The sequence below is a fragment of the Akkermansiaceae bacterium genome, assembly GCA_024233115.1.
GTDB lineage: Bacteria > Verrucomicrobiota > Verrucomicrobiia > Verrucomicrobiales > Akkermansiaceae > Oceaniferula.
This window is the reverse complement of sequence record JACKQB010000010.1, coordinates 26554-51797: the sequence shown is the minus strand read 5'-3', so window position 1 is coordinate 51797 and position 25244 is coordinate 26554. Positions and strand designations below refer to the sequence as shown.

The 25244-nt window shown below is 56.4% G+C and carries 18 protein-coding genes, 1 tRNA gene and 3 pseudogenes; 13 read left to right on the top strand and 9 right to left on the bottom strand.

The window, feature by feature from the left end; genetic code table 11:
* The 6 genes and pseudogenes from H7A51_19860 (at window position 1) to H7A51_19835 (ending at window position 5589) form a co-directional block, all read left to right on the top strand.
* Window positions 1-1080: pseudogene (locus H7A51_19860) on the top strand (DEAD/DEAH box helicase family protein).
* Between the two features lie 369 nt (window positions 1081-1449).
* Window positions 1450-2853 (top strand): Fic family protein, encoded by a 1404-nt coding sequence (locus H7A51_19855; GenBank protein ID MCP5538472.1) that lies wholly within the window; start codon window positions 1450-1452, stop codon window positions 2851-2853.
* Between the two features lie 201 nt (window positions 2854-3054).
* Window positions 3055-4218: pseudogene (locus H7A51_19850) on the top strand (type I restriction endonuclease subunit R).
* Entirely contained in the window at window positions 4215-4544 is a 330-nt protein-coding gene (locus H7A51_19845; GenBank protein ID MCP5538471.1) for a M48 family metallopeptidase, read from the top strand. Before H7A51_19850 ends, H7A51_19845 begins: the two are co-directional and overlap by 4 nt.
* A gap of 34 nt (window positions 4545-4578) precedes the next feature.
* Window positions 4579-4809, top strand: coding sequence for a tryptophan-rich sensory protein (locus H7A51_19840; GenBank protein MCP5538470.1), 231 nt, complete (start codon window positions 4579-4581; stop codon window positions 4807-4809).
* Between the two features lie 181 nt (window positions 4810-4990).
* Window positions 4991-5589: pseudogene (locus tag H7A51_19835) on the top strand (protein-L-isoaspartate(D-aspartate) O-methyltransferase).
* A gap of 100 nt (window positions 5590-5689) precedes the next feature.
* Here H7A51_19835 and rlmB read toward each other — a convergent pair.
* From rlmB to H7A51_19820, 3 genes are all read right to left on the bottom strand, one after another.
* Window positions 5690-6277, bottom strand: a complete 588-nt coding sequence (gene rlmB / locus H7A51_19830) for a 23S rRNA (guanosine(2251)-2'-O)-methyltransferase RlmB (protein MCP5538469.1) — start codon at window positions 6275-6277, stop codon at window positions 5690-5692.
* 16 nt (window positions 6278-6293) lie between these two features.
* Entirely contained in the window at window positions 6294-8015 is a 1722-nt protein-coding gene (locus tag H7A51_19825) for a dynamin family protein (protein ID MCP5538468.1), read from the bottom strand.
* Window positions 8016-8095: 80 nt separating this feature from the next.
* On the bottom strand, window positions 8096-8992 hold the full coding sequence (locus H7A51_19820; protein ID MCP5538467.1) for a polysaccharide deacetylase family protein: 897 nt from the start codon (window positions 8990-8992) through the stop codon (window positions 8096-8098).
* Window positions 8993-9368: 376 nt separating this feature from the next.
* On the opposite strand from H7A51_19820, the gene H7A51_19815 reads away from it, so the two are divergent.
* Window positions 9369-9440 (top strand) — tRNA-Gln (locus tag H7A51_19815).
* A gap of 96 nt (window positions 9441-9536) precedes the next feature.
* Here H7A51_19815 and H7A51_19810 read toward each other — a convergent pair.
* From H7A51_19810 to H7A51_19795, 4 genes are all read right to left on the bottom strand, one after another.
* Complete coding sequence (locus H7A51_19810; protein ID MCP5538466.1) at window positions 9537-11120, bottom strand: FAD-dependent oxidoreductase; 1584 nt, start codon at window positions 11118-11120, stop codon at window positions 9537-9539.
* 24 nt (window positions 11121-11144) lie between these two features.
* The gene (locus tag H7A51_19805; protein MCP5538465.1) at window positions 11145-11492 is read right to left on the bottom strand and encodes an acyl-CoA thioesterase; all 348 of its coding nucleotides are present in this window, start codon (window positions 11490-11492) and stop codon (window positions 11145-11147) included.
* A 21-nt stretch (window positions 11493-11513) separates the two neighbouring features.
* A complete protein-coding gene (locus tag H7A51_19800) occupies window positions 11514-11963 on the bottom strand; it encodes a single-stranded DNA-binding protein (GenBank protein MCP5538464.1) in 450 nt (149 codons plus the stop codon).
* Window positions 11964-12024: 61 nt separating this feature from the next.
* Window positions 12025-13212: a hypothetical protein gene (locus tag H7A51_19795; protein ID MCP5538463.1), complete on the bottom strand. Its 1188-nt coding sequence runs from the start codon at window positions 13210-13212 to the stop codon at window positions 12025-12027.
* Between the two features lie 253 nt (window positions 13213-13465).
* Here H7A51_19795 and H7A51_19790 point away from each other — a divergent pair, with 253 nt between their 5' ends.
* The 4 genes from H7A51_19790 to H7A51_19775 all read left to right on the top strand — a co-directional run bounded on the left by H7A51_19790 (window position 13466) and on the right by H7A51_19775 (window position 18266).
* Window positions 13466-14194: an ATP-binding cassette domain-containing protein gene (locus tag H7A51_19790; GenBank protein ID MCP5538462.1), complete on the top strand. Its 729-nt coding sequence runs from the start codon at window positions 13466-13468 to the stop codon at window positions 14192-14194.
* An 82-nt stretch (window positions 14195-14276) separates the two neighbouring features.
* Complete coding sequence (locus H7A51_19785; GenBank protein MCP5538461.1) at window positions 14277-15002, top strand: ABC transporter permease subunit; 726 nt, start codon at window positions 14277-14279, stop codon at window positions 15000-15002.
* A gap of 48 nt (window positions 15003-15050) precedes the next feature.
* Window positions 15051-16952 carry a Gldg family protein gene (locus tag H7A51_19780; protein MCP5538460.1) on the top strand — a complete coding sequence of 634 codons (1902 nt, stop codon included), beginning with the start codon at window positions 15051-15053 and terminating at the stop codon, window positions 16950-16952.
* Between the two features lie 39 nt (window positions 16953-16991).
* The gene (locus tag H7A51_19775; GenBank protein MCP5538459.1) at window positions 16992-18266 is read left to right on the top strand and encodes a DUF4340 domain-containing protein; all 1275 of its coding nucleotides are present in this window, start codon (window positions 16992-16994) and stop codon (window positions 18264-18266) included.
* Window positions 18267-18270: 4 nt separating this feature from the next.
* Here the strand turns inward: H7A51_19775 and H7A51_19770 are convergent, their stop codons facing one another.
* Window positions 18271-19239 carry a hypothetical protein gene (locus H7A51_19770; protein ID MCP5538458.1) on the bottom strand — a complete coding sequence of 323 codons (969 nt, stop codon included), beginning with the start codon at window positions 19237-19239 and terminating at the stop codon, window positions 18271-18273.
* Between the two features lie 117 nt (window positions 19240-19356).
* Here H7A51_19770 and H7A51_19765 point away from each other — a divergent pair, with 117 nt between their 5' ends.
* Both H7A51_19765 and H7A51_19760 read left to right on the top strand, forming a co-directional pair.
* On the top strand, window positions 19357-20673 hold the full coding sequence (locus H7A51_19765) for an alpha/beta fold hydrolase (protein ID MCP5538457.1): 1317 nt from the start codon (window positions 19357-19359) through the stop codon (window positions 20671-20673).
* Between the two features lie 103 nt (window positions 20674-20776).
* On the top strand, window positions 20777-24541 hold the full coding sequence (locus tag H7A51_19760) for a phosphoribosylformylglycinamidine synthase (protein ID MCP5538456.1): 3765 nt from the start codon (window positions 20777-20779) through the stop codon (window positions 24539-24541).
* A 55-nt stretch (window positions 24542-24596) separates the two neighbouring features.
* On the opposite strand, the gene H7A51_19755 is transcribed toward H7A51_19760, so the two are convergent.
* Entirely contained in the window at window positions 24597-25055 is a 459-nt protein-coding gene (locus H7A51_19755) for a CYTH domain-containing protein (protein MCP5538455.1), read from the bottom strand.
* Window positions 25056-25244 lie beyond the last annotated feature (189 nt).

The window sequence follows — 25244 nt, the reverse complement described above, 5'->3', positions numbered from 1 at the left end:
GTCTTTCTCATCAACGGCATCCCGGTGCTGGTGATCGAGTGCAAGAACGCCAACAAGGACGAGGCGATTGCCCTGGGGGTGGACCAGATCCGCCGTTACCACCGCGAGACGCCCGAGCTGTTCGTGTCGCAGCAGCTTTTCACCGCCACCGACGCCATCGGCTTTTCCTACGGGGTGAGCTGGAATACGGTGCGGCGGAATATCTTCAATTGGAAACTGGAGGGGGGACATTCCTGTCCCCCGCATGGGATGGGAAATGGGGGACAGGAATGTCCCCCCTCCGATATCCCCGGTCGCTTGGAGGCCAAGGTGAAGAGCTTCTGCGCCATCCCGCAGGTGCTCGCCTTCCTGAAGGACTACATCGTCTTTGCCGAGAAGGACGAGGAGCTGAACAAATACATCCTGCGTCAGCACCAGACCGGCGCGGTGGAGGCGACCGTCAGCCGCGCCCTCGATCCCAAGCGCACCCGCGGCCTCGTCTGGCACACCCAGGGCAGCGGCAAGACTTTCACCATGATCAAGACGGCGGAGCGGCTCTTCCGCGCGCCCGAAGCGGACAAGCCGACCGTCCTGCTGATGATCGACCGCAACGAGCTGGAAGACCAGATGCTCAAGAACCTCGCCGCGCTCGGCCTCGGCAACCTGGAGCACGCCAGCAGCATCGCCCGGCTCAACCAACTGCTGAAGGACGACTACCGGGGCATCATCGTGACGATGATCCACAAGTTTGACTCCCTCGCTGCCGCCGCTCGGTCGTGCTGCGCCCAACGCGTTGCGTTGTCTCTGTCGGGCGGCCCCGCCTCCCTCCAGTCACCGGCACCCCGGTGGACAAGACTGCCTACGGCAAGGGCACCTTCAAGACCTTCGGCTGCGAGGACGACCAGGGCTACCTGCACAAGTATTCCATCGCCGACACTGCCCAGCGCGGAGCGCGTTCTACAATCCGAAGGCATCCCGCAGGACGTTCGCGAAGCGAAGGACAACACCACGCTGCCGCTCTACTACCAGCTCGCCCCCAACGAAATGCTCGTCCCGCACGAGACGCTGGACGCCGAGTTCCTCTCCCTCGCCGAAGCCGAGTAGTGGCTCGGCGGAGGAATAGTGAGTCGTGAGGAGAGAATTGTAAAATGTGGATACCTCTTCTTCGACGACCTGCTTGACGCCAAGGTGCGGGAACTCAACCCCGCTACGCCGAGGCCGAGGGCGTCCCGCAACGCGGGAGCAGTTTCGTCATCTTCACACTGACATCTACGGCAATCTTCCTGCGCCAAGGCTACGGCAGGACAGGCCGGGGCACGTTCTTCGACCATGGTATAGCTAGAGGGTGGGCGTTCATTTTTCGCGTTTTTCGCGACACAATGGCAGTTTTTGCGTCGGAAACAGGCAGTTTCACGACAAATAAAAATTTTTTGTGTCGCATAAAACACGTTTGCGTCATATCCTGAACCCATGCCCAAACAGATTCCAAGTGAAGAATTGGATGCCATCGCACAGGTCGTGGCGGGGCATCCTGATGGGGTTGGTGTGGAAGGGATTCGGGAAGGGCTGTCGTTCGGCCTCCCTCCGCGGACCTTGCAACGCCGTATGACCCGCTTGGAAGAAGACGGACGGATCCGCATCACCGGCACGGGAAAAGGAACGCGCTACTATCCGACTGAAGGAGGGGCAGCAGCCAGTCCAGGCAAACGGAATGTCGCGGCGGCGGCGATCGGCTCCACCACGGATCGGGACTGGCTCAGCGCGGCAGCGGTCGGGATTCGAGCCCAGGTCACGCGACCGCTGAGACAGCGTCGACCGGTTGGCTACGATCCATCCTTCCTGACCTCCTACCAGCCAAACACCACTTTTTACCTACCCCTGGCGACCCGAAGGCGGCTTGCCGAATTGGGGCAGGTGGGGATTACGGATTTACCGGCGGGAACCTACCTACGCCAAATCCTGGATCGTCTGCTCATCGATCTTGCCTGGAACTCAAGTCGGCTGGAGGGCAACACCTATTCCTTACTGGAAACCCAGCGCCTGCTCGAACTCGGTGAATCGGCGGACGGCAAAGCCACCCAGGAAGCCCAGATGATTCTCAATCACAAAGCCGCCATCGAGATGCTGGCAGACCCGACCGAGGAGATCGGCTTCAACCGCTACACCGTTTGCAACCTGCATGCCCTGCTCTCCGACAACCTGTTGCTTGACCCGGCGGCCTGCGGGCGTCTGCGATCCCGTCCTGTGGGAATCTCGGGGACGGTGTTTCATCCGCTGGAAGTCCCGCAGCAGATCGAAGAACATTTTCTTCTCATTCTGACCAAGGCCAGCGTCATTGAGGACCCCTTCGAATCGGCGTTTTTTGTGATGGTGCAGTTGCCTTACTTGCAGGCCTTTGAAGACGTCAACAAACGTGTATCCCGGCTGGCGGCGAACATCCCGATGATCCGCCAGAACTTCTGCCCGCTATCCTTTGTCGATGTGGAGGCGGATGACTACGTGAATGCCCTGATCGGCGTCTATGAACTCCAGCGCGTCGAATATTTGCGTGATGTCTTTGTATGGGCCTACACCCGTTCAGCCCAGCGCTACAACGCGGTCCGCCAATCCCTCGGCGATCCGGACCCTTTTCGTCTCAAGTATCGCAGCCAACTCGGGCGCTTCGTGCGTGAGGTGGTGCAGTCAGCGCACCCTGTAAACAAGGCTGAAAAATGGATCAGCCAGCATGCTGCCACAGGGATTCCGGAGGAAGACCGTGCAAAATTCATTGAAACGCTTGAAGTCGAGCTGCTAAGCCTGCACGAGGGTAACATTGCTCGTTATCGGCTTCGTCCGGATGAGTTTGCCCAGTGGAAATCCAAGCAGAAGTCATGAAACCCGGAGAACACAAAACCGTTCAAGCTCGTATCCTTGCCTACGCGCAAGAGATTGGGTGGTCTTTTGTCTCAAGAGAGGAAGCCGAGCAGCGGCGCGGGGTGGGAATAGTGATTAGTGAAGAGCGAATGGGGAAAGGAGGTTCGCTCTTCTTCGATGACCTGCTCGACGCCAAGGTGCGGGAATTCAACCCGCGCTACGCCGATGCGCGACCACACTCTGCGGCAGGCGATCGCCCGGGTGAACCGGCCCTACGAGAACGAGGCGCGGGAGATGGTGAAGCCCCACGGCTTCGTCCTCGATTTTGTCCCTCGCTGCGCTCGCGACCTGCGGAGTGCCTTCGGATTTGGGATCGCGCTCCGCGCTTGGCAGTGTCGGCATCTTCGACAAGCTCGAAAAAGCCCTCGCCTTCGATAGCAAAGAGATCAACGCCATCGTCAAGGACCTGAAGCTGCTGAAGGTTCTTTTCAAAAACAAGATGGAGGCATTTTACGGGAGGGCGGACTTTCCAGTCCGCCTGTCCGGGCAAGACGCGGGTTGGAAAACCCGCGCTCCGTTCGAATTCAACGACAAAGACGTCGACAACCTCATCGAGCACTTCCGCGACCCTGAGCGGCGGAAGGAGTTCTTCAAGGAATACAAGGAGATCGAGATGCTCTATGAGATCATCTCGCCCGATGCCTTCCTTCGTCCGTTCATCGAACCTTACACGACCTTATCCAACATCTATGCCGTGGTGCGTAAAGCCTACACCAAGAGGGTGTATGTGGATCGGGATTTCCAGGCGAAGACCAATGCGCTCGTTCAGAAGCACATCGGCACCTACGGCATTGAAGAGCCCGGTGAGGTGATGAAGATCAACGAGGACACGGTGGTATACATCGTGAAGAAGAAGCAGGGCGAGGCGACGAAAGTCATCAACCTGATCAAGAGCATCGAGAAGATCGCCGATGAAAACAGCGACGATCCCTTCCTCGTGGCGATGGCCGAGCGGGCGCGGCTGGTTCAGGAAGCCTTTGAGAGCCGCCAGACCGGAACGGCGGAGGCGCTAGAGGAATTGTTAGCTGAAGTGAAGCGCAACGAAGATCGGAAGCGCGAGCAGGCGAGACGCGGCTTTGACGAACTGACGTTTTTTGTTTTCAGCACTTTGGAGGAAGCAGGGATTGACGAAGCCGAGAAGGTCAGCCGGAAGATCAAAGAGGCCTTCGTGGGTATCCGAATTGGAAGAAGAGCGAGAGCGCACTGCGGGAACTGAGGAACAAGGTGACCTTCGCGATCATCGCGGAAGTGGAAGATGATGAGATGGAGAAGGCGACGGGATTGGTGGAGGATTTGTTCCGGATTCTAGAAAGGGGTGGGAGATGAGTGGCAGGCGTAAGGAGAGCTGGAAGAGCCGTAAGGAATTCAAGGCTCGAGTGAAGGAATGGGTCCGGAAACTGGATGTTGATGCACACTCGATTTACGTCCGGCCGATGTCGCGAAAGTGGGCATCCTGCTCGACATCTGGAACCTTGAGCTTCAATGATGAACTGCTGGGAATGGACAAGGAACTCGGCGACTACGTCATTGTCCATGAACTGTTGCACTTCTCTGTTCCGAACCACGGCAAGCTCTGGAAAAGCCTGATGCGCGTCCATTTGGGAAACTATGAAAAGGTGGAGGAGCAACTATTGATAACAAAAGATTCATGAACCAATCACTAATCACCCATTCACAACTCCCCCCATGCGTTCTCTACCCGTAAAAATCATCCTTTCAGCCATCATCATGCTCGTCCTTGGCGGACTTGGCAGCTTCGTCACTTCCGGCTCGATCTCGTCGTGGTATGTCACCCTCAACCGCCCGCCCGGAACGCCGCCAAACTGGGTGTTCGGCCCTGTCTGGTCGGTGCTCTATATTCTCATCTGGGTCACCTACGCCACCTACCTCAACGCTGGCTACGCCTACTGTAACTAGGCCCTCACTACGCCATCTGGCACCTAGGCACCCAAACTTCATTCATCGCTGCGGTCGTTAGCGGAGCAACGCCCCTACCGCGATAATCGAAATAGGAATCAATCCATGACGGGGGTAAATCTCAACGACAAGACGGTGATCCCGTGTTATTCTTACAACTGTGAAGACAGAGGTCGAAACCATGCTGCGCTGGCATTTGATAGCGCGAGGAGTCCGTGAGCCTCACGTGCTTGAGGCCATGGCCCAGGTGCCACGCGAGCAATTCGTGCCATCGGATCTGAAGGAGCATGCCTATGATGACCGCCCGCTACCGATCGGCTACGGCCAAACCATTTCACAGCCCTACATCGTGGCAACCATGGTCGAGTTGGCGCGCATCACGCCGGAATCTGTGGTGCTGGATATTGGTACCGGCTGTGGCTACATGGCTGCGGTCATCGCCTCGATCGCCAGACAGGTTTGCACACTGGAATGTATCCCCGAACTGGCGGCAATGGCCGCCAGAAATTTTGAGACCCTCGGCATCACCAACATCGACGCCCGCCTGAACGATGGCTGTCTGGGGTGGCCGAAGAAGCGACAATTCGACGCCATTCTCGTTTCCTGTGCCCCAAACACGTCCCGGAAAAATTACTCAAACAGCTCAAACCCGGCGGACGCATGGTCCTGCCCGTCTCACACGGCGGGCTACAGCAAACACTCACAAGCTACCAAAAAGCAGCCGACGAAAATATAGAAATAACCGAACACATGGCAGTGAAGTTTGTACCCATGGTCTAGGACTTACGACTGACGCATTTGAAATTTGAAATATCGAGCACGGCACACGGATTCACCGATCACCGCCTCCCTATCCTACTAGCAGATCTGAACGTTTAGCCTATGTGCTAGGAACCAGCCTCTGCCTGACCGCCTCGTAGAGGCAGACGGCGGTGGCTACGCTGACGTTGAGGCATTCGACTTTGCCGGCCATGGGGATTTTGATGAGGAAATCGCAGTTGTCCTCGGTGAGGCGGCGCATGCCGGTGCCCTCGGCGCCCATGACGATGCCGATGGGGCCTTTGAGATCGGTTTCGTAAAGAGTCCCCTCACCTGCATCGCTGGTGCCGACGAGCCAGACACCTGCTTTTTGCAGTTGTTTCATGGTGCGGGAAAGATTGGTGACCTGGAAAAACGGGACCGTGTCGGCCGCGCCCACGGATATGCGGCGGACGGTGTCGGTGATGCCGGCGGATTTGTCTTTGGGGGCTACCACGGCCGTGACACCTGCGCCATCGGCGGTTCTCAGTATGGCACCCAGGTTGTGAGGGTCCTGGACACAGTCGAGAACCAGCAAGAGAGGTGCCTCTTGTGCGCTGATCAGCGCGTAGAGATCCTCTTCAGTGCGCGACTTGTTTGATTTGTCGGGCCTGTTGCCCCGCACGTGTTTATTATCACGCGCCTCACCTTCTCTTCCTCGTTTTCTCATGAATTTGGCATGGCAGTTAGAGCTCTTGCTCGATTTCCTTTAATTCGAGAAACAGGCTGTTCCACTGTTCGAGGTTTGGCTGGAGTTCGAGTTTGGCATCGGCGATATGGCGCCGGACGCTCTCAAGCAGGTTGCCGTATTCGATGTAAAAATCACGCACGCCATCCCGGTAGTCGCTGCCAAGGGCGTCTGCAAAGGGACCTCGTGAGTCGTCGAGTTTTTCCGAGAATGCGTCGATGATCTCTTTGCGCGTGTGGCGGGATTGGAAGGTAAAGACCACCATGGTGGTAATGGCGCCAGCAAGAAGGCCCAAGGGAAGGTATGGGTAGGGGCCGATTTTTAATGCCCCTGTTAGTCCGGCGGAGAGCAGCAGCAGCAGGCAGACATAGAGCCAGACCTTCAGGCCAGCCCGGCGCTCGGAAAGCTGCATATCGAGGCCTCCCCGGATTTTCAAATTGACCACCGCCTGCTTGGCGGCACGTCCCATGCGTTTGATGAAGCGCTCGCGGGTAGCCCCGAAACCACCGGTTTCCTTCTCGAAGTCACCCAGAGTGATCGCCAGCCGGTCTTTCACGCGCGGTCTAACGGTTTCCCAGTGCTTGCGACACTCCTCGACGAGGTGCTTGCCATCGTCGCTCGCTTGCTGTTCGACAGCGACCTGAACGGATTCCACCAAGGTGGTGACGATTGTTTGAGGCAAGCTCTCGGCGGTAAAAAGGCTCTTCAGCGACGCCCAGACATTCATCTTGCGATGCATCAGATTTTTGATCTGCTCACCCTGGCTGGTAAACACATCCTGCATGCCGGCGAATTTGACCGAAAAATCCGACGATTGTTTTTCACGTTCCCTGTCCATCTCCCCTTCGATTTCCCTGAGGAAACCTTCGTTGCCGTCAAGGAGGCGTGTGCGGAGTTCGATCATGTCCTCGATACTGCGCAGTACATCGCCAGCGGAATCCCTGACGCGACCCAAGACATCACGGCGCGCCGGAGATGAGGCAACCACATCCGAGATATATTTCTCGAGTGCCGGGTAGCCACTCTCTCGCCAGAGGTTTTCACTGAAGGGGGTCTCTTTTTTCGCCTGCAGGGCCAGTTTCCCCGAGACGGCAAAAATGGGTAATGTCCGGCTGATGCGCTGCATCGAGAGGTCGCGCATGTGGCCGAGGATGACATCCAGGTCCTTTTCGTCACGCAGGTCGGCCTGCTGGACGATGAAGACCGACTTTTCAAGCATTTCCGGCTCCTGCTTGGAGATGAAATCCCAGGTTGACGCCCCCCATGGATTGTTGGCGGGGAATACCCAGAAAATGAGATCGGATACGGGTAAAAAGCGATCGGTGATGGCCTGGTGCCCTTGCACCACCGAGTTCGTCCCCGGGGTGTCGACCAGGTTGAAGTCCATCAGGAAATCCACAGGACGGAACCTCTCTTCGAGGATGGGGGTGATCTCTTTGTCGCTGCTGGACTTGCCGTAACGATACCATTGCACCCGGTCCGTTTCGGGGAGGACATTGGTTTTGCAGACATCCTCGCCAAACAGCCCGTTGAGCATGGTGGATTTACCGGCATTGACCTCGCCACAGACAACAAAGAGAAACGGGTTGCTGAGCCCCTTGGTGATATCGTTGTCCAGCAGTGGTTTTTTCTCCGCGCCGGTCCTCTCCGCCAATGTCAGGACACGCAAAACCACGTCGGTCAGACGTTTGCGGGTCTTGAAATATTCTTCTCCGAACATGGCGCGTGGCTATTAAGCGTGGCTAACGAAAAAATGCAACCCTACTTAGCGCGATCCCTGATGTGATTGGAACAGGGGGCTTATCTTGCCACCGATGTGGTTACTGGAATGGTGGTCACCGGTGAGACGGTGGTTGCAGGTGCCACTGGCCCTGCCGGAGTGTTGGATGCCGCCGATGTCGATGCCGTGGGCGGATTCAGTGCCAGCAACTGGGAGACCGTGACGAATTTGAAGCCGCGGCGAAGCAGGCCATCGAGAGTGGCGGGCATGGCATCGACGGTGGGTTTGTGCAAGTCGTGGGCCAGGACGATGGAGCCATTACGGGTGCCATTGACAATACGGGATGTGACTACCGAGGTGCCCGGACGCTTCCAGTCCTCTGGATCGACATTCCACAGAATGGTCGGGTAGCCGTATTCCTTGTAAATCCAGGCACGCTGGTCTTGCCTGAGCGCACCGTAGGGAGGGCGCATGGTCCTAGGTTTCACTCCACTTGCCGCGACGATGGCGTCGCGCGTCTTGCTCATCTCCATCCGCACGGAATCATCGCTGAGAGCGGTGAGTTTACGGTGGGTCCATGTGTGGTTGCCGACCTCATGGCCTTCGGCCACAATGCGGCGCACGATGTGTGGATACATGTTGACGTTACGGCCGATCACATAAAAGGTGGCCTTGATGTTGCGCTCGCGCAGCATGTCCAACAAGCGAGGTGTATTCTGCGGATGCGGACCATCATCATAGGTGATTGCGATGTAGGGCATGGTAGTGCGTCCACGCGAGTGGCTGACGCCGACGTCGCCGTGCAGGCCGTTAGGTAGATTGATATCGGGGTTACGCAGGGCGGGGCCTTGCAGGGTAGGCGTGCGGTATCCTGGGTTGGCGGTTGTCTTCTTCGCCTTGTCTTTGGCCGAGCATGCAACAAGCATGGTCAATGCAGAGACAGTAATGATGAGAAACGGGTGTCTGGGGAGCGTCATAGCGGTGTGGGTAAGGGTGTGGTGGGGGTTGGGGAGATGGTGTGGGGTATATGGGATGGGGCAATACAATCGAGGCTTGCTCAGCGCGAGGGTTATTGTGCGCACGCTGGCATACGCCGGTTCAGATAGAAACTGCGCACGGATTTGTCACGCATTTCTTTAATAAACCGACTCTGCTCGGATCGTCTATTCATTAAACACTAAATCAAATGACGTGTGAAGCCAGATATTTTGTAGATTTTCCACACTTTTCCCTCCGCCCGGTCATCATCATGCAATTTTCTACATTTCGCTATTGCAAAGTATCACAAGTCAACGTAGAGACTCCCGCCGTCCGAAAGAAAGGCTTCGCCGAAGCCCTGTTTCAAACAATCACAGCCCTATAGTGTAATTGGTAACACACCGGATTTTGATTCCGCATTTCCAGGTTCGAGTCCTGGTAGGGCTACTTCCCTCCCTTCTCCACTCCCTCTCCCCACTCAATTTACGGTCGAGTGGTTTTTTTATGCCGGGGAGGACGCCAGGGTTGATGTCCGGGATGGGCCTAGACCGCCACGCCCGCCGCAGCTTCGGCGCATTTCATGCCATCGAGGGCGGCTGAAATAATGCCCCCCGCGTAGCCTGCTCCCTCCCCGCATGGGTAGAGGCCACGGACATCGGGGTGCTGGAGGTCGGTTTCATTCCGGGGCACCCTGAGCGGACTGCTGGTGCGCGTTTCGAAACCCAGCAAGCCTGCCTCTTCAGTGATATAGCCACGCATCCCCTTGCCGAACTTCTTAAGCCCCATCTGCATGCGGTCGACAATAAATCCGGGCATGAGTTCGTGCAGCGGCGCGGCTGTCGTCCCGGGATGATAGCTGGTGCCTGGCAGGCTGGATGAGATTTTCCGGGCCAGGAAATCGGTGACCCGTTGGCCGGGTGCTTTTTGCATCCCCCCACCCGCCTCGGACGCGAGTCTTTCCAGCTCTTTCTGGAAAGCAATACCCGCGAGGATGCCGTGTTCACGGTCAAAGCCGGTGGTGTCTTCAGGGTCGACACTGACCACCATACCGCTGTTTGCATACGGTGAGTCACGGCGTGACAAGGACATGCCGTTCACCACGACCTCGTCGTTTTCCGTGGCGGCGGGAACGATAAACCCTCCCGGGCACATGCAGAACGAGTGGACGCCACGACCGCCAATTTTACAGGCGAGTCGATAGCTTGCAGCCGGAAGAACCCTCGGGCGCACGGTTCCCCGGGTGAGATGGTACTGAATGCTGTCGATGAGTGCTTGCGGGTGCTCGATCCTGACGCCGACGGCAAAGGTTTTTTTCTCCATCAGGATGTTTTCGTCCGCGAGCAGCCGATAGATGTCACGGGCGCTGTGGCCGGTGGCAAGGATGACGGCGTCAGCTGAAAACTCACGGCCGTCGGCGGTGGCCACGCCGGAAAGTTTTTTCCCGTCGAGGGAACGCAATAGCCGGGTCACCTTGGCCCCAAAATGCACTTCGCCACCTGCATTGATGATGCTTTTGCGGATCGCCATCACCACATTGGGCAGCAGGTTGGAGCCAATGTGCGGATGGGCGTCGGTAAGGATCCTGCTGGGCGCGCCGTGGGCGACAAATGTCTGGTAAACATCCTGCACCGGCCCGCGTTTGGTGGCTCTGGTGTAGAGTTTGCCATCGGAAAATGTGCCGGCGCCCCCTTCGCCAAAGCAGTAGTTTGAGTCCTCGATCACCCGGCCCTCGCGCAGGATGGGGGCGAGGTCAAAACGTCTGGCCGACGCGTCCTTGCCACGCTCTAACATGATGGGCTTGCAGCCAAGCTCAATGGCCCGCAGTGCGGCGAACATACCTGCGGGACCCGAGCCGATGATGACGATCGTCCTGGCCGATGCGGGAACGGTCGGATACTCCGCCTTGTATTCAGGCTCCGGGGGCAGTGCCATGCCAATGCCCGCCTCGATGCGGAGCTGCACCTTCAGGTCTTTTTGCCGCGCGTCGATCGAGTGTTTGCGTAGTCGCATCCCGATGATCTGCTTCGGGTGCACACGCAGTTTGCGGGCCACTTTTTTCCTCCACATATCCTGATCCTCCGACAGTTCAAGCGGGAGGATAATATCGGCCGTGTCGATCCGGTTCATGGTGATAGCGTGGGGGGGATCAGGTCAGGAAATCGGGCATTTGTCTCCGTTTTGATCGACATTCACAAACGAAACGCAGGTTGAAAAGATAACGTTTCCCGTGTCGACCCGGCCCCGCGATACCTTGACCGAGTAGGAAACGGATGTCCTGCCCCGTTTTGCTTGCTGGCAATCGATTACCAGGATCACGCCCTCGCCTACCCCGTGGTGAAACTCGACCCCGTCCATACCGACCGTGACAAACTTGCACCCGGGGTAATCCAGGCTTGCGGCAATCCAGCACGCCTCGTCCACCCAGCTGAGCATCTTGCCGCCAAACAGGAACCCGAACTGGTTCAGGTCGCCGGGCATCACTAGTCGGTGTGTTTTCATAAATTGCGGGGGCTCACCGGATCAGGCCTTTGAGATCTCAATGCGCTTGTAACGTGAATCCCCCCGTGGTGAGCTGGTGCTGATTCCGTCAATTTCCGCCAAGGCATTGTGGGCCAGCCTGCGATAGTAGGCATTCAACGGCTTTAATCTACGGGATTTGCCGTCTTCCAACACCTGCCGGGCCATCGCACGTGCCGCCTCGAGCATACGTTTTTCCTGGTTGGCGCGGTATTGATCACAATCGACCTTGACCCGTGGTGCATCCGGATAATGTTTGCAGAGAATCCGGTTGGTCAGGTATTGCAAGTCCTCAAGCCGGTCGCCATACTTGCCAATCAAGTGCGCGCCCTCATCGGTGAGGATGTTCAGGCATGGGCCGTCTTCCAGTTCCAGCGTCTCCAGCTGTACATGGAAACCCAGTTTGACTAACATGCTTTCGAGGATTTTACCCGCTGCTTCGACTTCGTTCATGCCGTATTGATAGGCAGGACATCGGCAAACGTCAAATGCGACTTGTTCGCAAGCCCGGGTTTTAGAAGGTGTAGGAAATAAACACACGCCCATCGGTCGCCACGGTATCATCGGCTCCATCCCGGCGGTCCCGGGTCCCGATACCTCCTTTGAAGGTAAAGCTCAGGTTCTCGGTGATGGCCCGCTTGACAACGACATTGAGCTCCTGGCCGTCAAATCCCCCCTGTTCCTGCCAGGTGTAATTATAGAGCGCGTATAAGCTGGTCCTGCCGATACTGGCCGTGGTTTTAAGATACACCGACTGGGAGCCGCCATTGAATTGGCCGGCGTAAATCATCATCGAGCTGCCCAGCGCGTGATTGATCCCGGTGGTGAGTTCTTGAAAACGTAGATTTTGACCATCAACCGCCCAATAGCCAGCTTCCAGGGTGGCCGCGCCCACTTTTTGTTGGTAGGTGAGACCATAGGCATCAGAGCGTTGGGAGTCTGCTTTACCGAGATCGCTCTCGTGACGGTAATAACCCGTCAAGGAGCCATCCTCGCCAATCTGATAACGGGTCCGGGCACCCAGCAACCGCGCCACATCCCAGGCATAAGCGCTAAACCATGCAAACTCCCAATTCTTGACGCCGGTATGCACAGCTTCCATCCAGGTGACGCCATCCGTTTCATATCCCATGCCAAAAACATCCCCGAAATCGTTGAAGTCCCACCGATCTCCTTCGTCGATCCAATTGCTCAACCTGGAGGCGTGCCCTAACGTCAATTGCGTGTTGGCAACGACCAGGCTGGTGCATTGGATTCCCTCAAGCGACCTCGCTTTCTGGCGGTAGTCGTCTGCCCGGAACACCTCGCCATGGTTGATCCGCCTCCCGAGGAAAATCTGTGTTTCCCCCTGCGCATGACTGCTGAAGCTATACCGCAGCCAGGCCTCGTTCAGGACGTTGATATCGTCATTACAGAGCAAGCCGGTATTGCCGTCACAAAACAAGGTGCCGGCATAGTTGTAACCCCAATGCGCATCCAGCCCGGCCCAGCCCGGTGTGCTGTAATTGAGCTGGAAGCCAAGGGTGGTTGCGTCACCGTGATTGCCATTGTCATAGTCGCGATACATGCCCAGATAGAGGACCCGACCTGAAAACGAGCCGTTGTTGCGACGCTCCCCCACGTCCTGGACAGCTTGTCCGGAACCGGCACAGGCCGGGATCAAACTCAACATCAGGGTCAGCAAAAGGGCAAAAAGCGTCATTGGTTGGGATATGGTGGCTAACATTCGCGGGCAAACTAGTCCGCCGCCCGATATTTGGCTCTGCGCAAACAAGCCTAAACCAAGCACATCTTGCCATGGTTGGAATGGATGGGTGGCTTCCCGCACGCTATACAGCTGCCAGAGTTCACCACGATTCGTTGATCCGTAAATTTTCCCCTTGAAAAATAACCAGGTTATTGAAAATTCCTCGCTGTCGCTACGCTTTACCGCGTGTGCACCCACCTACAACGTCATGATTGAAGTCAGCAATCTCAGTAAACACTTCGGCTCTAAAACCGTCGTCAACAACCTCTCATTCACTGTCGAAAAAGGAGAAGTCCTTGGATTTCTCGGGCCTAACGGCGCAGGAAAATCCACGACCATGCGTATGGTCACAGGTTTCATCTCTCCCAGCAGTGGCGATGCCCATATCTGCGGCACCTCGGTGGTGGACGATCCCAAACAGGCGAAAAGCCACATTGGATACCTCCCGGAATCCGCCCCGCTCTACAACGACATGACCGTGCGCGATTTTCTGAAATTCTGTGCCTCCATGCGCGGTCTCAAAGGGAAGGCTGGAAAACAAGCCATTGATGACGTGATCGAAACCTGTTTCCTGGAAAATGTTGCACCGCAATCGATAGGCACCCTGTCCAAGGGCTACCGCCACCGCACTTGTCTGGCGCAGTCACTGCTCCACGATCCCCCGGTACTGATACTCGACGAGCCCACCGACGGCCTTGATCCCAACCAGAAGCACGAGGTCCGCCAACTCATCAAACGCCTGGGCGAAAACAAGGCCATCCTATTTTCCACCCACATCCTCGAAGAAGTCGATGCCGCATGCACCCGTGCCGTGATCATCGACCAAGGCAACATCGTGGCCGACGGCACCCCAGCCGAACTCCGCGCACAATCCGGCACCGATTCCCTCCAGGACCTGTTCCGCAATCTAACCACCAAGGAAACCGAAAGCCAGTAGACAGTAATCTGTATGCGGTAGGCTGTTGCGCTCTTGCGCATTCCACCGCCTACCTGCCACCGCCAACCCACTACCGAATCCCATGTTCACCATCTTTAAACGCGAACTGAAAAGCTACTTTACCCAGCCCACGGCCTACGCGGTAATCTGTATTTTCCTCTTCATGTCCCTGTTCCTCACTTTCACCATGGGGAACTTCATTCAAACCGGCGACGCAAACCTCGAGTGGTCGTTTTTCTTCTGGCATCCATGGATCTTCATGCTGCTCGCCCCGGCCCTTGGAATGCGCCTCTGGTCGGATGAGCAACGCAGCGGCACCATCGAGCTGTTAGGAACTTTCCCGACTACCATCTGGTCGGCCATCCTTGCCAAATACCTCGCGGCATCAGTGGTTTGGGCCATTGCCCTGCTACTGACCTATCCGATGGTGATTGCCGTCAACACACTTGGAGACCCTGACAACCTGACCATTTTCTCAGGATACATCGGCAGCTTCCTGCTCTGCTGCACCTTCCTCGCCATCACCTGCCTGATTTCAGCCTTCACCAGCGACCAGGTGAGTTGCCTGATTATTTCATGCACGATCTGTGTGCTGCTGGTGGTGATTGGTTTCGACCACGTCGTCAGGGCCTTTGCCCAGTCGTTTTCGGAGTCCACCACAGACGCGATTGTCTCGACCGCCGTCCTCGACCACTACCAGCCGTTGCTCCGGGGCGCAGTGCGCATCCAGGACCTGGTTTACTTTTTCTCCATCATCATCGCCTGCCTCCTGAGCACCAGCGCCATCCTCAACGCCAAGCGCGCTTAACAAGCATTTCTCCATTCATCCACTTGTCCATCCATCCATTTCAACAGCATGGCTAAAGCAAAAATCACCTACCCGACATTCCGGGCCATTCTCGGTATCGTTGCCGTCATCCTCATCGTCATTTTCTCCAACTGGCTAGTGAGTTCCACATCCGTGGGAAACCGGAATATCGACCTCACCGAGGACAAACGTCACACGCTCACCGAGGGCACCAAAGCCATACTCAGCGAGCTCGATAGCCCGGTGATCATCCGCTACTACGCAACCAGGAAAAGCGAGGCCATGCCGCGCCGCATCAAAACCTACATGCGCAAGGTGGATGACCTGTTGAAGCGATACGCCAATCTGTCAGGCGGTAAAGTTAGAATCGAACACCTTGACCCCCAACCCGATACGGACGCTGAGGATTCGGCCAATCTCGACGGTATCAGTGGTCAGCGTGTGAATGATGAAAACCTCTATTTCGGACTCTGCATCTCCTGTCTCGACCAACAAGCAACCATCCCCTTCCTCGACCCGTCGGACGAGACGATGTTAGAGTATCACCTGTCCAGCTCCATCGCCAACGTGAGTGCCTTTGAAAAAACCAAGGTCGGACTCATGACCACCCTGCCGCTGCAAGGTGCTCCCGCGCAAATGCCGGGCCAGCAACCACAACAACCGTGGATTATCTACCAGTTGCTACAACAGCGCTACGACCTCCAGGACCTCGGAATGTCACCTGCCGCACTCGACCCCAAGGACATTCCCGTGCTTCTGCTTATCCACCCGGCCGGGATTGACACCAGGACCGAGTTTTTGATCGATCAGTATCTGCTCAAGGGCGGTATCGTCATTGCCTGTCTTGATTCGTTTGCCCTGACCGCGCCTCAAGGCGATCCACGGATGCAGGGGATGGGTGGCGTCCAGCCGTCGTCCAACCTGACGTCCTTATTGGGCACATGGGGTATCGGAATGGACAGCACTTCCGTGGTGGCCGACGGTAAATACGCCACTGATTTCGGTAACAACCAGCGCATGTATGCCCACCTCTCATTGAGTACGGATGCGCTTGCCTCGGAGGATGAAATCATTACCCGTGGCTTTGAAAACCTCTACTTTCCTCTTGCCGGTGGATTCACCATCAATAGCGGTGGCGGTGTATCCATTGAAACACTGGTCAAGTCCTCGAAGGAGGTTGTGCTGATCCCCGGTCGTTCAGCGACCCGACCCGACCCCGGGCTCTTCGCCCGCAGTGCCCCCACAGGCAAACACTACGGCCTCGTCATGCGCCTCAAAGGCAAATTCAATTCAGCATTTCCCGAGGGAGATCCCTCCAAGGCAAAGGAAGACCCTGCGGAGAAAGATCCCAAAACCAAAGACCAGCAATCCGGGGAGGAAACCGCCAAGTCCCTCACCAAGGCCGAGGCCGAGGGCATTGTCTACCTGATTTCCGATGCCGATTTCCTATACGACCGCGCCTGCTTCCGCCAGTCGGCCCAGGGGTATGTCGCCGTCAATAACAATGCCGCCCTGCTGCAGAACATACTCGATCAGTGCACTGGTTCGAAACACCTCATCGGCTCGCGAAGCCGTGCCGCTACCATGCGGCCGTTCACCGCCGTGAAGGAAATGGAAACCGACTTCGAACAGGAGATGCGCGAGGATATCGAAAAGGCACGCAAGTCGATGGAGGACATCGTCACCCAGTTGCAACAACTGCAATCGCAGAAAAGCCAGGGCAAGGCACTTGTACTCACTCCTGAGCAGGAGGAAAAAATCCGCGAACTCCAAGCACAACAAGTCAAGCTGCGCCGTGAATTACGCGATAAACAAAAGGGCCTCCAGGCCAAAAAAGACCAACTCTATTCCAAAATCCGTTGGATGACCGTTGGCATCACCCCCGCCTTCGTCGCCCTCAGCGGACTCTTTGTCTGGCTCGTCCGCCGCCGCACGACCCGCGTCGCGTAGCCTCCATTCCATCTTCTAAATTCATCATTCACTATTCTCATGAAGTCCCGCACCGTTCTCATTCTCTGGTTCCTCGCCATTGCCCTAGGTATCGTAGCATCCATCGTAAAATTCGGTAATAGTGACGACCAGGCGACACGTACCAAACTCGCACCTGGTGACAAACTGATCGAAGCCCTTCCGATCCGCGAGGTCACCAAGGTCACTCTCACCCAAGGCGAGCTTACCACCACTCTTGTCCGTACAAGCGATGACTCGTGGGCTGTGGCCGAGAGGGACAACTACCCGATCAATTATGAACTGCTGCGCAACCTGTTAGGAGCACTTGAGGAGATCGAGGTCACTCAGGGGTACCCTTCCGGTAGCGAGCACTACGGCCGCTTTGGTCTCGCCACCAAGGCTGAAGACGAGTCGGAGGTGGCTCTCCAGGTGACTATCACGGGTAAGGACAAGTCGCCGGTCGCTGAAGTTTATTTTGGAAAATATTCAGGGACAAGCCGGAGTGGCGGCAGGTTTGTCCGCATCGGTAGCGACGACAGCGGTGTCTATGCCGTCGGCGAAACCTTCCCTGGCGTCACCGCCTCCCCGAAGGACTGGATCAATAAGGATTTTCTCAAGATCGACCAGATTAAAAGCATCGCCCTAAACGCTCCGGACGATCCGGCATTCAAGCCGTGGAAGCTCGTCCGCCATCCCAAGACGGACGGCAGTGAAAACCCGAGCGGGCAGTTCGAGCTTGCTGATATGACCGACCAGGAAGTCATGCAGCTAACCTCGACCAATCCCCTGCGGAACCTCTTCAGCTACTCGGCCTTCCAGGATGTCCTCAACGAGAAGGAGGCTGGCGAGACGGCCAATCCGGATGTCAAACTCAAACGCCAGGCTGTGATCACCACTTATGATGGGTTTACCTACACCCTGGTATTCTGGCCCCAGAAAGAGAAACCCCGGGACCCGGATGCCGATGACCGACTCCCCGCCGTGCAACCGAGCTATCTGCTCACCATCGACGTAACCGCTGAAATTGCCGAAAAGAGGACGCCTGAAGCGGATGAATCCAAGGAGAAGCCGGAGGTCATCAAATCGCGCGACTCTGAATTTGAGAAAAAGAAAAAGGCACTGCAGGAAAAACTGGCCGACGCAAAAGCCTTTGATGGTCGGATCTATCAGGTCAGCCAAAGCACCGTCTCCCCCCTGCAGAAAAACCGTGCCGACTTCGTCAAAGCCAAAGACAAACCGACGGCCACCACACCTCCGGTCAGGGTCCCTGCCACTCCCAGGCAGCCGCTCCAGCCACTTCCTCCACGGCCGTAAGTGTTTATTCAGGCACGCGCTCAACATCCTTGCCTCCCTCATATTCCATGAGGTAGCGTTCCGGATCAGGTGCCCATGGCCCTTCACCGAGGAAATCCGCTACAAAGTCACCGAGGCTTAAATCAAACAGTCTCCGGCAGGCCCCCTCTCCTGCATCGGCATGATTGGCCGTTGCGATAAACTCAAGTATGGCTGATTGCGGGGCGCGTAAATCCTTTTCAAATTTCCGCCAAATGATCTTCGCCAGGCTGTAGCTCAGCTCAAAGCCGTCCTCGACGATACTCCATGATGATCCTGCCCAGAACTGTTGGATGGTGGCTGCGTTCCAGTATTCCTTGTGACGGCGATATTGCTCGCGATCCAGGTCGAGGGGACTGCTGCCACAGAGTGCGTGCTCCATGCGCATCGCAATGGCTTCGTTCAGCCACGTGGGTATTTCAAGATGCTCCAGACAACCGTGTGTCAGTTCGTGCACCAGAGTGCCCCGGTACCCGGAGGGATCGGTTTCATTCAAGGGAAAGGCGTAATGCGTGTAGCCGTCACCGGACAAACAGACACCGCCCGACATCGGGTGTTCCCCGTCGGGGTAAAAATACATGATATAACGGTAGTAGTCGTCCTCCTTCGTAAACATCATCACGACATGTTTTCCATACCCGTCGTCGGAGGCCACCCCCGGAAGGTACTTGATGATGGTTTTCAGGGCTTTTTCATAGAATTTGCAAACGTCACGCGCCAGCCGCTTACTCGATTCCGTCAGGACGATGAAGTTTTGCGATTCCTCGCAAATGTAGTCGCCATCAAGCTGGCCAGCTACAAGCTCCAGCCACTGGCGGGCTGCTTGCGCCCAGGCGTCATTCCTGTATTTTTCCGGGATCGCTTTGTTAATACATGCCTCGATGGCATCCCAGTCAGGACGACTCAATCCGTCACGGGCAGGCATTAAGGCTGATAGATCGGGTAATTTGAGCATCGTCGGGTGCATGATAAACAAGCTTGCCAACAGGCATCAACTCATCAGTTGTTTTTCTAATCGTCCCCCGCCCGGCTTGACCTATCGTGCGAAGCGGTAATAATCAACGCAGCTCCCATGATCCCAAGCCATTCACCCATCACCACCAGTCCCCCCCGCAAACTGAATGGCATGGTCGTCCGCGACCATCGCTTTGAGTTGCCACTCAATTACGCCACCCCCCGGGGGGAAAAGATCGAGGTCTTTGCCCGCGAAGTCTGCCTGGGAAAGCAAGACGACAACAAAAGCCTTCCATGGATGGTGTTTTTTCAAGGGGGGCCTGGCTGTGCCTCACCCCGCCCTACCCTCAACTCCGGATGGATGGGTGAGGTGCTGAAGTCGCATCGTTTGCTCCTGCTCGACCAGCGTGGCACGGGGCTGAGTACACGCGTCATGCCTCAGTCGCTGGCCCGGTTTCCCGATGCCCAACAGCAGGCCGACTACCTGACACACTTCCGGGCCGACAACATCGTGCGTGATGCTGAAGCCATACGTCACACCTTGTTAGGAAAAGAAAACCCTTGGATAGGCATGGGCCAATCGTATGGAGGCTTCTGTCTGCTGACCTACCTGTCGATGTATCCCCAGGGGCTTTCCGGGGTTGTCATTACCGGTGGGGTGGCGTGTATCAAACGGCGGATAGAGGAAAACTATCGCCTGACCTACCGACGCGTGCTGGAGAAAAACGACGCTTATTACCGCAGATACCCAGGTGATGAAAAGCTTGCCAGGTTCATTGCCACCTATCTGGACGACAACGAGGTCATGCTGCCCAGTGGCGTCCGCCTGACCTCGAGGAGGTTCCAGCAACTCGGCATGGCCTTCGGGGCCAGCGGCGGCTTTGAAGCCATCCACTACCTGCTGGAGGACGCCTTCATCTCCGGTGCGCGTGGTGTCGAGATCAGCTACAATTTTCTGGCCGAAATGGAGCGACGGACCGGCTTCGAAACGAATCCGCTGTTTTGCATCATGCATGAGTCCATCTATGCGGAGGGATACGCCACCCGGTGGGCTGCGGAACGCCTGCGGGAGGAGTTCCCCGAGGTGGCGGTTACGGGTAATGACCGCTTTGTATTTACCGGCGAAATGATCGCTCCGTGTATGCTGGACGACTACGCGGCTCTCGCCCCCCTCAAGGAGTGCGCGGAGCTACTCGCCCGGAAATCCGACTGGGGTCCACTTTACGATCTCGATCAATTGGCCAGAAACGAAGTCCCGGTCGCGGCCATTTCCTACTACGACGACATGTATGTCCCCATTGAGTGGTCGGATGAAACGGCGCGCCACATCCCGAATTTCAACCTCTGGGTCACCAATGAATGGGAGCACAATGGCATCGGGGTCGATGGCCCACGTATTCTTGAGCGCCTATTGGAAATGCTCCACGAGGTTTGAAGAAACAGCCGGATCATCGGAGCGTTTGCCGATTTATTCTCCCTTTCCCAGTGCATTGCTCTTGCCCAAATATGCTCAGCTCCTAGTATCCCGCCTTCCAGCTATGAACCGCGTTTTTGTCGAGAAACAGTCCGAATTCAATGCCCAGGCCCGTGAACTCCTCCACGACCTTCGGGACAACCTTAATATCCACCACCTTGAAAACGTCCGCGTCATCCAGCGCTATGATGTCGATGGTCTGTCCGACGAGGATTTTGCCGAGGCAACGAGGCTAATCCTGTCGGAGCCACAAGTGGAGGTAGCGACTGGCTCCCTGTCAGTTGCAGCCGACGAAACGGCCTTTGCTGTCGAATACCTGCCCGGCCAGTATGACCAGCGCGCCGACTCGGCTGCCCAGTGTGTGCAAATCCTCACCCAGGGTGAAAAACCGCTCATCGGCTCGGCCCGTGTCATCGTGCTCAAAGGTGAAATCACTCCAGACGAGCTGGCCCAGGTAAAGGGCTACACGATCAATGCCGTCGACTCGCGCGAGGCGAGCATGGGCATCCCCGACACTCTGGAAACCCCGGCAGACCGGCCTGATGATGTCGAAATCCTCGATGGCTTTACCACGGCCACGGAGCATGATCTCCGTGCCAAACGCGATGAACTCGGCCTTGCGATGTCGCCCGAAGACCTGGTCTTCACCCAGACCTATTTCCGCGACGAGGAAGGTCGCGACCCCAGCATCACCGAGATCAAGATGCTCGATACCTATTGGTCGGACCACTGTCGGCACACCACCTTTGCAACGAAAATCGATTCGGTCGCATTTGAAGCCGACGATGTCATCGCCGAAACCTACGCCAAGTATCAGGAGACGCGCGAGGAAGTCTATGGTGCCGGCACGGAGCGACCCGAAACCCTCATGGACATCGCCCTGATCGCCATGAAGGAACTCCGTAAAACCGGGGAGCTCGATAACGTCGAAGTCTCCGAGGAGATCAACGCTGCATCGATTGTCGTTCCCGTGGAAATCACCCAGCACCCAGCACCCAGCACACATACCACGACAGAGGAGTGGCTGGTGATGTTTAAAAACGAGACCCACAACCACCCGACCGAGATCGAGCCCTTCGGTGGCGCGGCAACCTGTCTCGGTGGTTGTATCCGCGACCCCCTTTCCGGTCGTTCCTACGTCTACCAGGCCATGAGGGTCACCGGTGCTGCCGATCCGCGCACGCCGTTTTCTGAAACGCTGCCAGGAAAACTTCCCCAGCGGAAAATCTGTAGGGAGGCAGCGCACGGGTATTCATCCTATGGCAACCAGATCGGTCTCGCGACAGGGCAAGTCTCTGAAGTTTACCACCCGGATTACGTCGCCAAGCGTATGGAGATTGGTGCCGTTGTCGCGGCTGCGCCCAAAAAGAATGTCTTCCGCGGCTCTCCTGCGAAAGGCGATGTCATCCTCCTCATCGGCGGCCGCACGGGTCGGGATGGCGTGGGTGGCGCGACCGGCTCATCCAAGGAACACACCGATACCGCCCTGGAAAACTCGGCCGAGGTGCAAAAAGGCAACCCTCCAACCGAGCGTAAAGTCCAACGCCTGTTCCGCAACCCGGAATTGGCTCGGAAAATCAAAGTGTGTAATGACTTCGGTGCCGGTGGTGTCTCTGTCGCTATCGGGGAAATCGCCCCCAGCCTCGACATCAACCTCGATGCCGTGCCTAAGAAATACGATGGGCTCGACGGCACGGAACTCGCCATTTCCGAGTCCCAGGAACGTATGGCCATCTGTGTTGATCCCTCGACCATCGACTACTTCAAAGCCGAGTGCGACAAGGAGAACCTCGAGTGCACCCACGTCGCCGATGTCACCGATACTGGACGGCTTGTGATCAGGTGGCGGGGCAAGGATATTGTCAATTTCTCTCGCGCCTTCCTCGATACCAACGGTGTCACCCTCTCCACCACCATCAAGGTGAATGCGGTCAAACCTGACCCATCCCTCGGATGCGTGGAAAAATCAGGGGGGTCGCTGAAAGAGCGGTTCTGCGCAACATTAGCGGATCTCAATACCGCGTCCCAAAAGGGGCTGGGCGAGATGTTCGATGGCTCGATCGGCGCAGGCACCGTGCTGAATCCATTTGGCGGTAAAAACCAGCTCACACCCACCGATGCCATGGTCGCCAAGATCCCGCTCCTGAAAGGTGATACCACAACCTGCACCCACATGGCATGGGGATTCAATCCTAACATCGCCAGCTGGTCGCCCTTCCACGGCGCGCTCTACGCCGTTACGGAGTCCGTCTGTCGTGTCGTCGCCTCGGGTGCCCATCTCCCGGATATCCGGCTGACCCTGCAGGAGTATTTTGAGAAACTGGGAGCCGATCCAGCCCGCTGGGGTAAACCTTTTTCAGCCCTGTTAGGTGCCTTTCTCGCACAGCACGAGCTTCGCCTGGGTGCCATCGGCGGCAAGGATTCCATGTCGGGATCATTCAATGACATCGATGTGCCCCCTACCCTGGTTTCCTTTGCCGTGGCACCTGGAAAAACCACTCTCGCGGTCTCACCTGAATTCAAACAGGCAGGTTCTAACATTTTCCTCATCCAGATCCCGAGAGACAACCAGAACGTGCCCGACTTCCAACGTCTGATGGAGGTGGCCGATTTGCTCTATGCGGAAAACGCAGCAGGTAACATCCTGTCCATGCACTCACTGGCAGAGGGCGGCATCGCAGCTGGCATCGCCAAGATGGCCTTTGGCAACAGCATCGGCGCAGCCCTCCACATTGATACCAACGAGCTGTTCCGTGAGCGCTACATCAGTTTCCTGGTTGAAGCTCCGAACCGACTGGTCGACGCGCTGAATGCCCAATCCATCGGCCACACCACCGGCGAGCAAAGCATCCAGGTAGCCGGAGAAACCCTGCCCCTCGATGAGCTGCTGCGCGCCTGGACAGAGCCACTTGAGTCAACTTACCCGACCCAAGTCACCGCCCCTCACCAGGAACTCGAAACCTTCTCTCATGAAGGTCCGGCGGAGCCGCAAAAATCGACTGATAACTGGCAACCGATAACTGGCAACTCACAACCACGCGTGGTTGTTCCCACCTTCCCTGGAACCAACTGCGAATACGATACCGTCAAGGCCTTCAATCAGGCGGGTGCCGATGCCACGGCACTCATCTTCAAGAACCTGACCTCGGCTCACGTCGAGGACTCGCTGCGTGAGCTGGCCGACCAGATCAAGCAATCGCAAATCCTCATGCTCCCAGGTGGATTCTCCGCGGGCGACGAGCCCGATGGCTCTGGTAAGTTTATCGCCACGGTCCTGCGCAACCCGATGATCGCAGACGCGGTCATGGATTTACTCAAGAACCGGGACGGTCTGGTGTTAGGAATTTGTAACGGCTTCCAGGCGCTTATTAAAACCGGCTTGGTCCCCTATGGCGAGATCCGCCCACCTGTCGAAGGTGCACCTACACTGACATTCAACGACATTGGACGCCACATCGCTCGTTACGCGACCACCCGTATCGCTTCTACCATGTCTCCATGGCTGGCGAACTGTAAAGTCGGAGACCTGCACAACATTCCGTTCTCACACGGCGAAGGGAAATTCTACGCCACCGAAGCAGAGATCAAACAGCTTGCCGCCAATGGCCAGATAGCCACACAATACACAGATCACGACGGCAACCCATCCATGGATGTTGCCTACAACCCGAATGGTTCACTCTACGCGATTGAAGGCATCACCTCACCCTGTGGCCGGGTGTTGGGAAAAATGGGACACACTGAGCGCCGCGGCGAATCCATCGCCAGAAACATCCCCGGCAACAAACACCAGCCACTCTTCAAAGCCGGCGTGAGCTACTTTGCGTAAGCGCAAAGTAGAATGGTGAGGAGTGCATTTTGCATGGTGAAAACCGGGGTTGTGTTTATACCCATTCTTTGAAGGGTTTTTCGCTCAGTGAGGAATTTGAATAGCGCGGATCAAAACTGACTTCCTCGCCGACCCATGCGGGTTTCTCAAATTCCTCGTCCTCGCTGGTGAGTTCGATTTCCGCGATGACCAGTCCTTCGTTTTGTCGCTTGAAAACATCGATCTCCCACGTGTGGGAACCGCTTTGATGGTAATAACGCGTTTTTTCCACGATGCCATCAATGGTCATGTCCAAGAGCTCCCGCGCATCCTCAAAGGGGATTTCGTATTCATATTCGAGCCGGGTCAAACCCATGGTTTCGCCCTTGATGGTAAGCACCGCTTTTTCATCCTCAAGTCTCACCCTGACTGTGCGTCCGACGTCTTTACAGAGATAGCCCTGCATCATTTCGACCCCACCCACAAGTGGCACATCGCCCGACACTAAAAACTTCCGTTCTATTTCTACACCCATGTTTGAATTGTGAATTTTGAATTTCGAATTGTGAATGTTGAAATTATTTTGGCAGCACGGGATTTCTTAACAATTGTTGTTAGGATCGCGACGAGTTGATCACAAGACTCACGTTGTTGGTCTATCATCCAATTTCAAAATTCAAAATTCAAAATTCACACTTCCATGTTTTTTCACACAATGTTCATC

What these genes read in the sequence shown, in the direction of transcription:
- H7A51_19855 (MCP5538472.1), top strand. Translation starts at nt 1,450, where the DNA reads ATGCCCAAACAGATTCCAAGTGAAGAATTGGATGCCATCGCACAGGTC.
- H7A51_19845 (MCP5538471.1), top strand. Translation starts at nt 4,215, where the DNA reads ATGAGTGGCAGGCGTAAGGAGAGCTGGAAGAGCCGTAAGGAATTCAAG.
- H7A51_19840 (MCP5538470.1), top strand. Translation starts at nt 4,579, where the DNA reads ATGCGTTCTCTACCCGTAAAAATCATCCTTTCAGCCATCATCATGCTC.
- rlmB (MCP5538469.1), bottom strand. Translation starts at nt 6,277, where the DNA reads ATGAGAAAACGAGGAAGAGAAGGTGAGGCGCGTGATAATAAACACGTG.
- H7A51_19825 (MCP5538468.1), bottom strand. Translation starts at nt 8,015, where the DNA reads ATGTTCGGAGAAGAATATTTCAAGACCCGCAAACGTCTGACCGACGTG.
- H7A51_19820 (MCP5538467.1), bottom strand. Translation starts at nt 8,992, where the DNA reads ATGACGCTCCCCAGACACCCGTTTCTCATCATTACTGTCTCTGCATTG.
- H7A51_19810 (MCP5538466.1), bottom strand. Translation starts at nt 11,120, where the DNA reads ATGAACCGGATCGACACGGCCGATATTATCCTCCCGCTTGAACTGTCG.
- H7A51_19805 (MCP5538465.1), bottom strand. Translation starts at nt 11,492, where the DNA reads ATGAAAACACACCGACTAGTGATGCCCGGCGACCTGAACCAGTTCGGG.
- H7A51_19800 (MCP5538464.1), bottom strand. Translation starts at nt 11,963, where the DNA reads ATGAACGAAGTCGAAGCAGCGGGTAAAATCCTCGAAAGCATGTTAGTC.
- H7A51_19795 (MCP5538463.1), bottom strand. Translation starts at nt 13,212, where the DNA reads ATGACGCTTTTTGCCCTTTTGCTGACCCTGATGTTGAGTTTGATCCCG.
- H7A51_19790 (MCP5538462.1), top strand. Translation starts at nt 13,466, where the DNA reads ATGATTGAAGTCAGCAATCTCAGTAAACACTTCGGCTCTAAAACCGTC.
- H7A51_19785 (MCP5538461.1), top strand. Translation starts at nt 14,277, where the DNA reads ATGTTCACCATCTTTAAACGCGAACTGAAAAGCTACTTTACCCAGCCC.
- H7A51_19780 (MCP5538460.1), top strand. Translation starts at nt 15,051, where the DNA reads ATGGCTAAAGCAAAAATCACCTACCCGACATTCCGGGCCATTCTCGGT.
- H7A51_19775 (MCP5538459.1), top strand. Translation starts at nt 16,992, where the DNA reads ATGAAGTCCCGCACCGTTCTCATTCTCTGGTTCCTCGCCATTGCCCTA.
- H7A51_19770 (MCP5538458.1), bottom strand. Translation starts at nt 19,239, where the DNA reads ATGCTCAAATTACCCGATCTATCAGCCTTAATGCCTGCCCGTGACGGA.
- H7A51_19765 (MCP5538457.1), top strand. Translation starts at nt 19,357, where the DNA reads ATGATCCCAAGCCATTCACCCATCACCACCAGTCCCCCCCGCAAACTG.
- H7A51_19760 (MCP5538456.1), top strand. Translation starts at nt 20,777, where the DNA reads ATGAACCGCGTTTTTGTCGAGAAACAGTCCGAATTCAATGCCCAGGCC.
- H7A51_19755 (MCP5538455.1), bottom strand. Translation starts at nt 25,055, where the DNA reads ATGGGTGTAGAAATAGAACGGAAGTTTTTAGTGTCGGGCGATGTGCCA.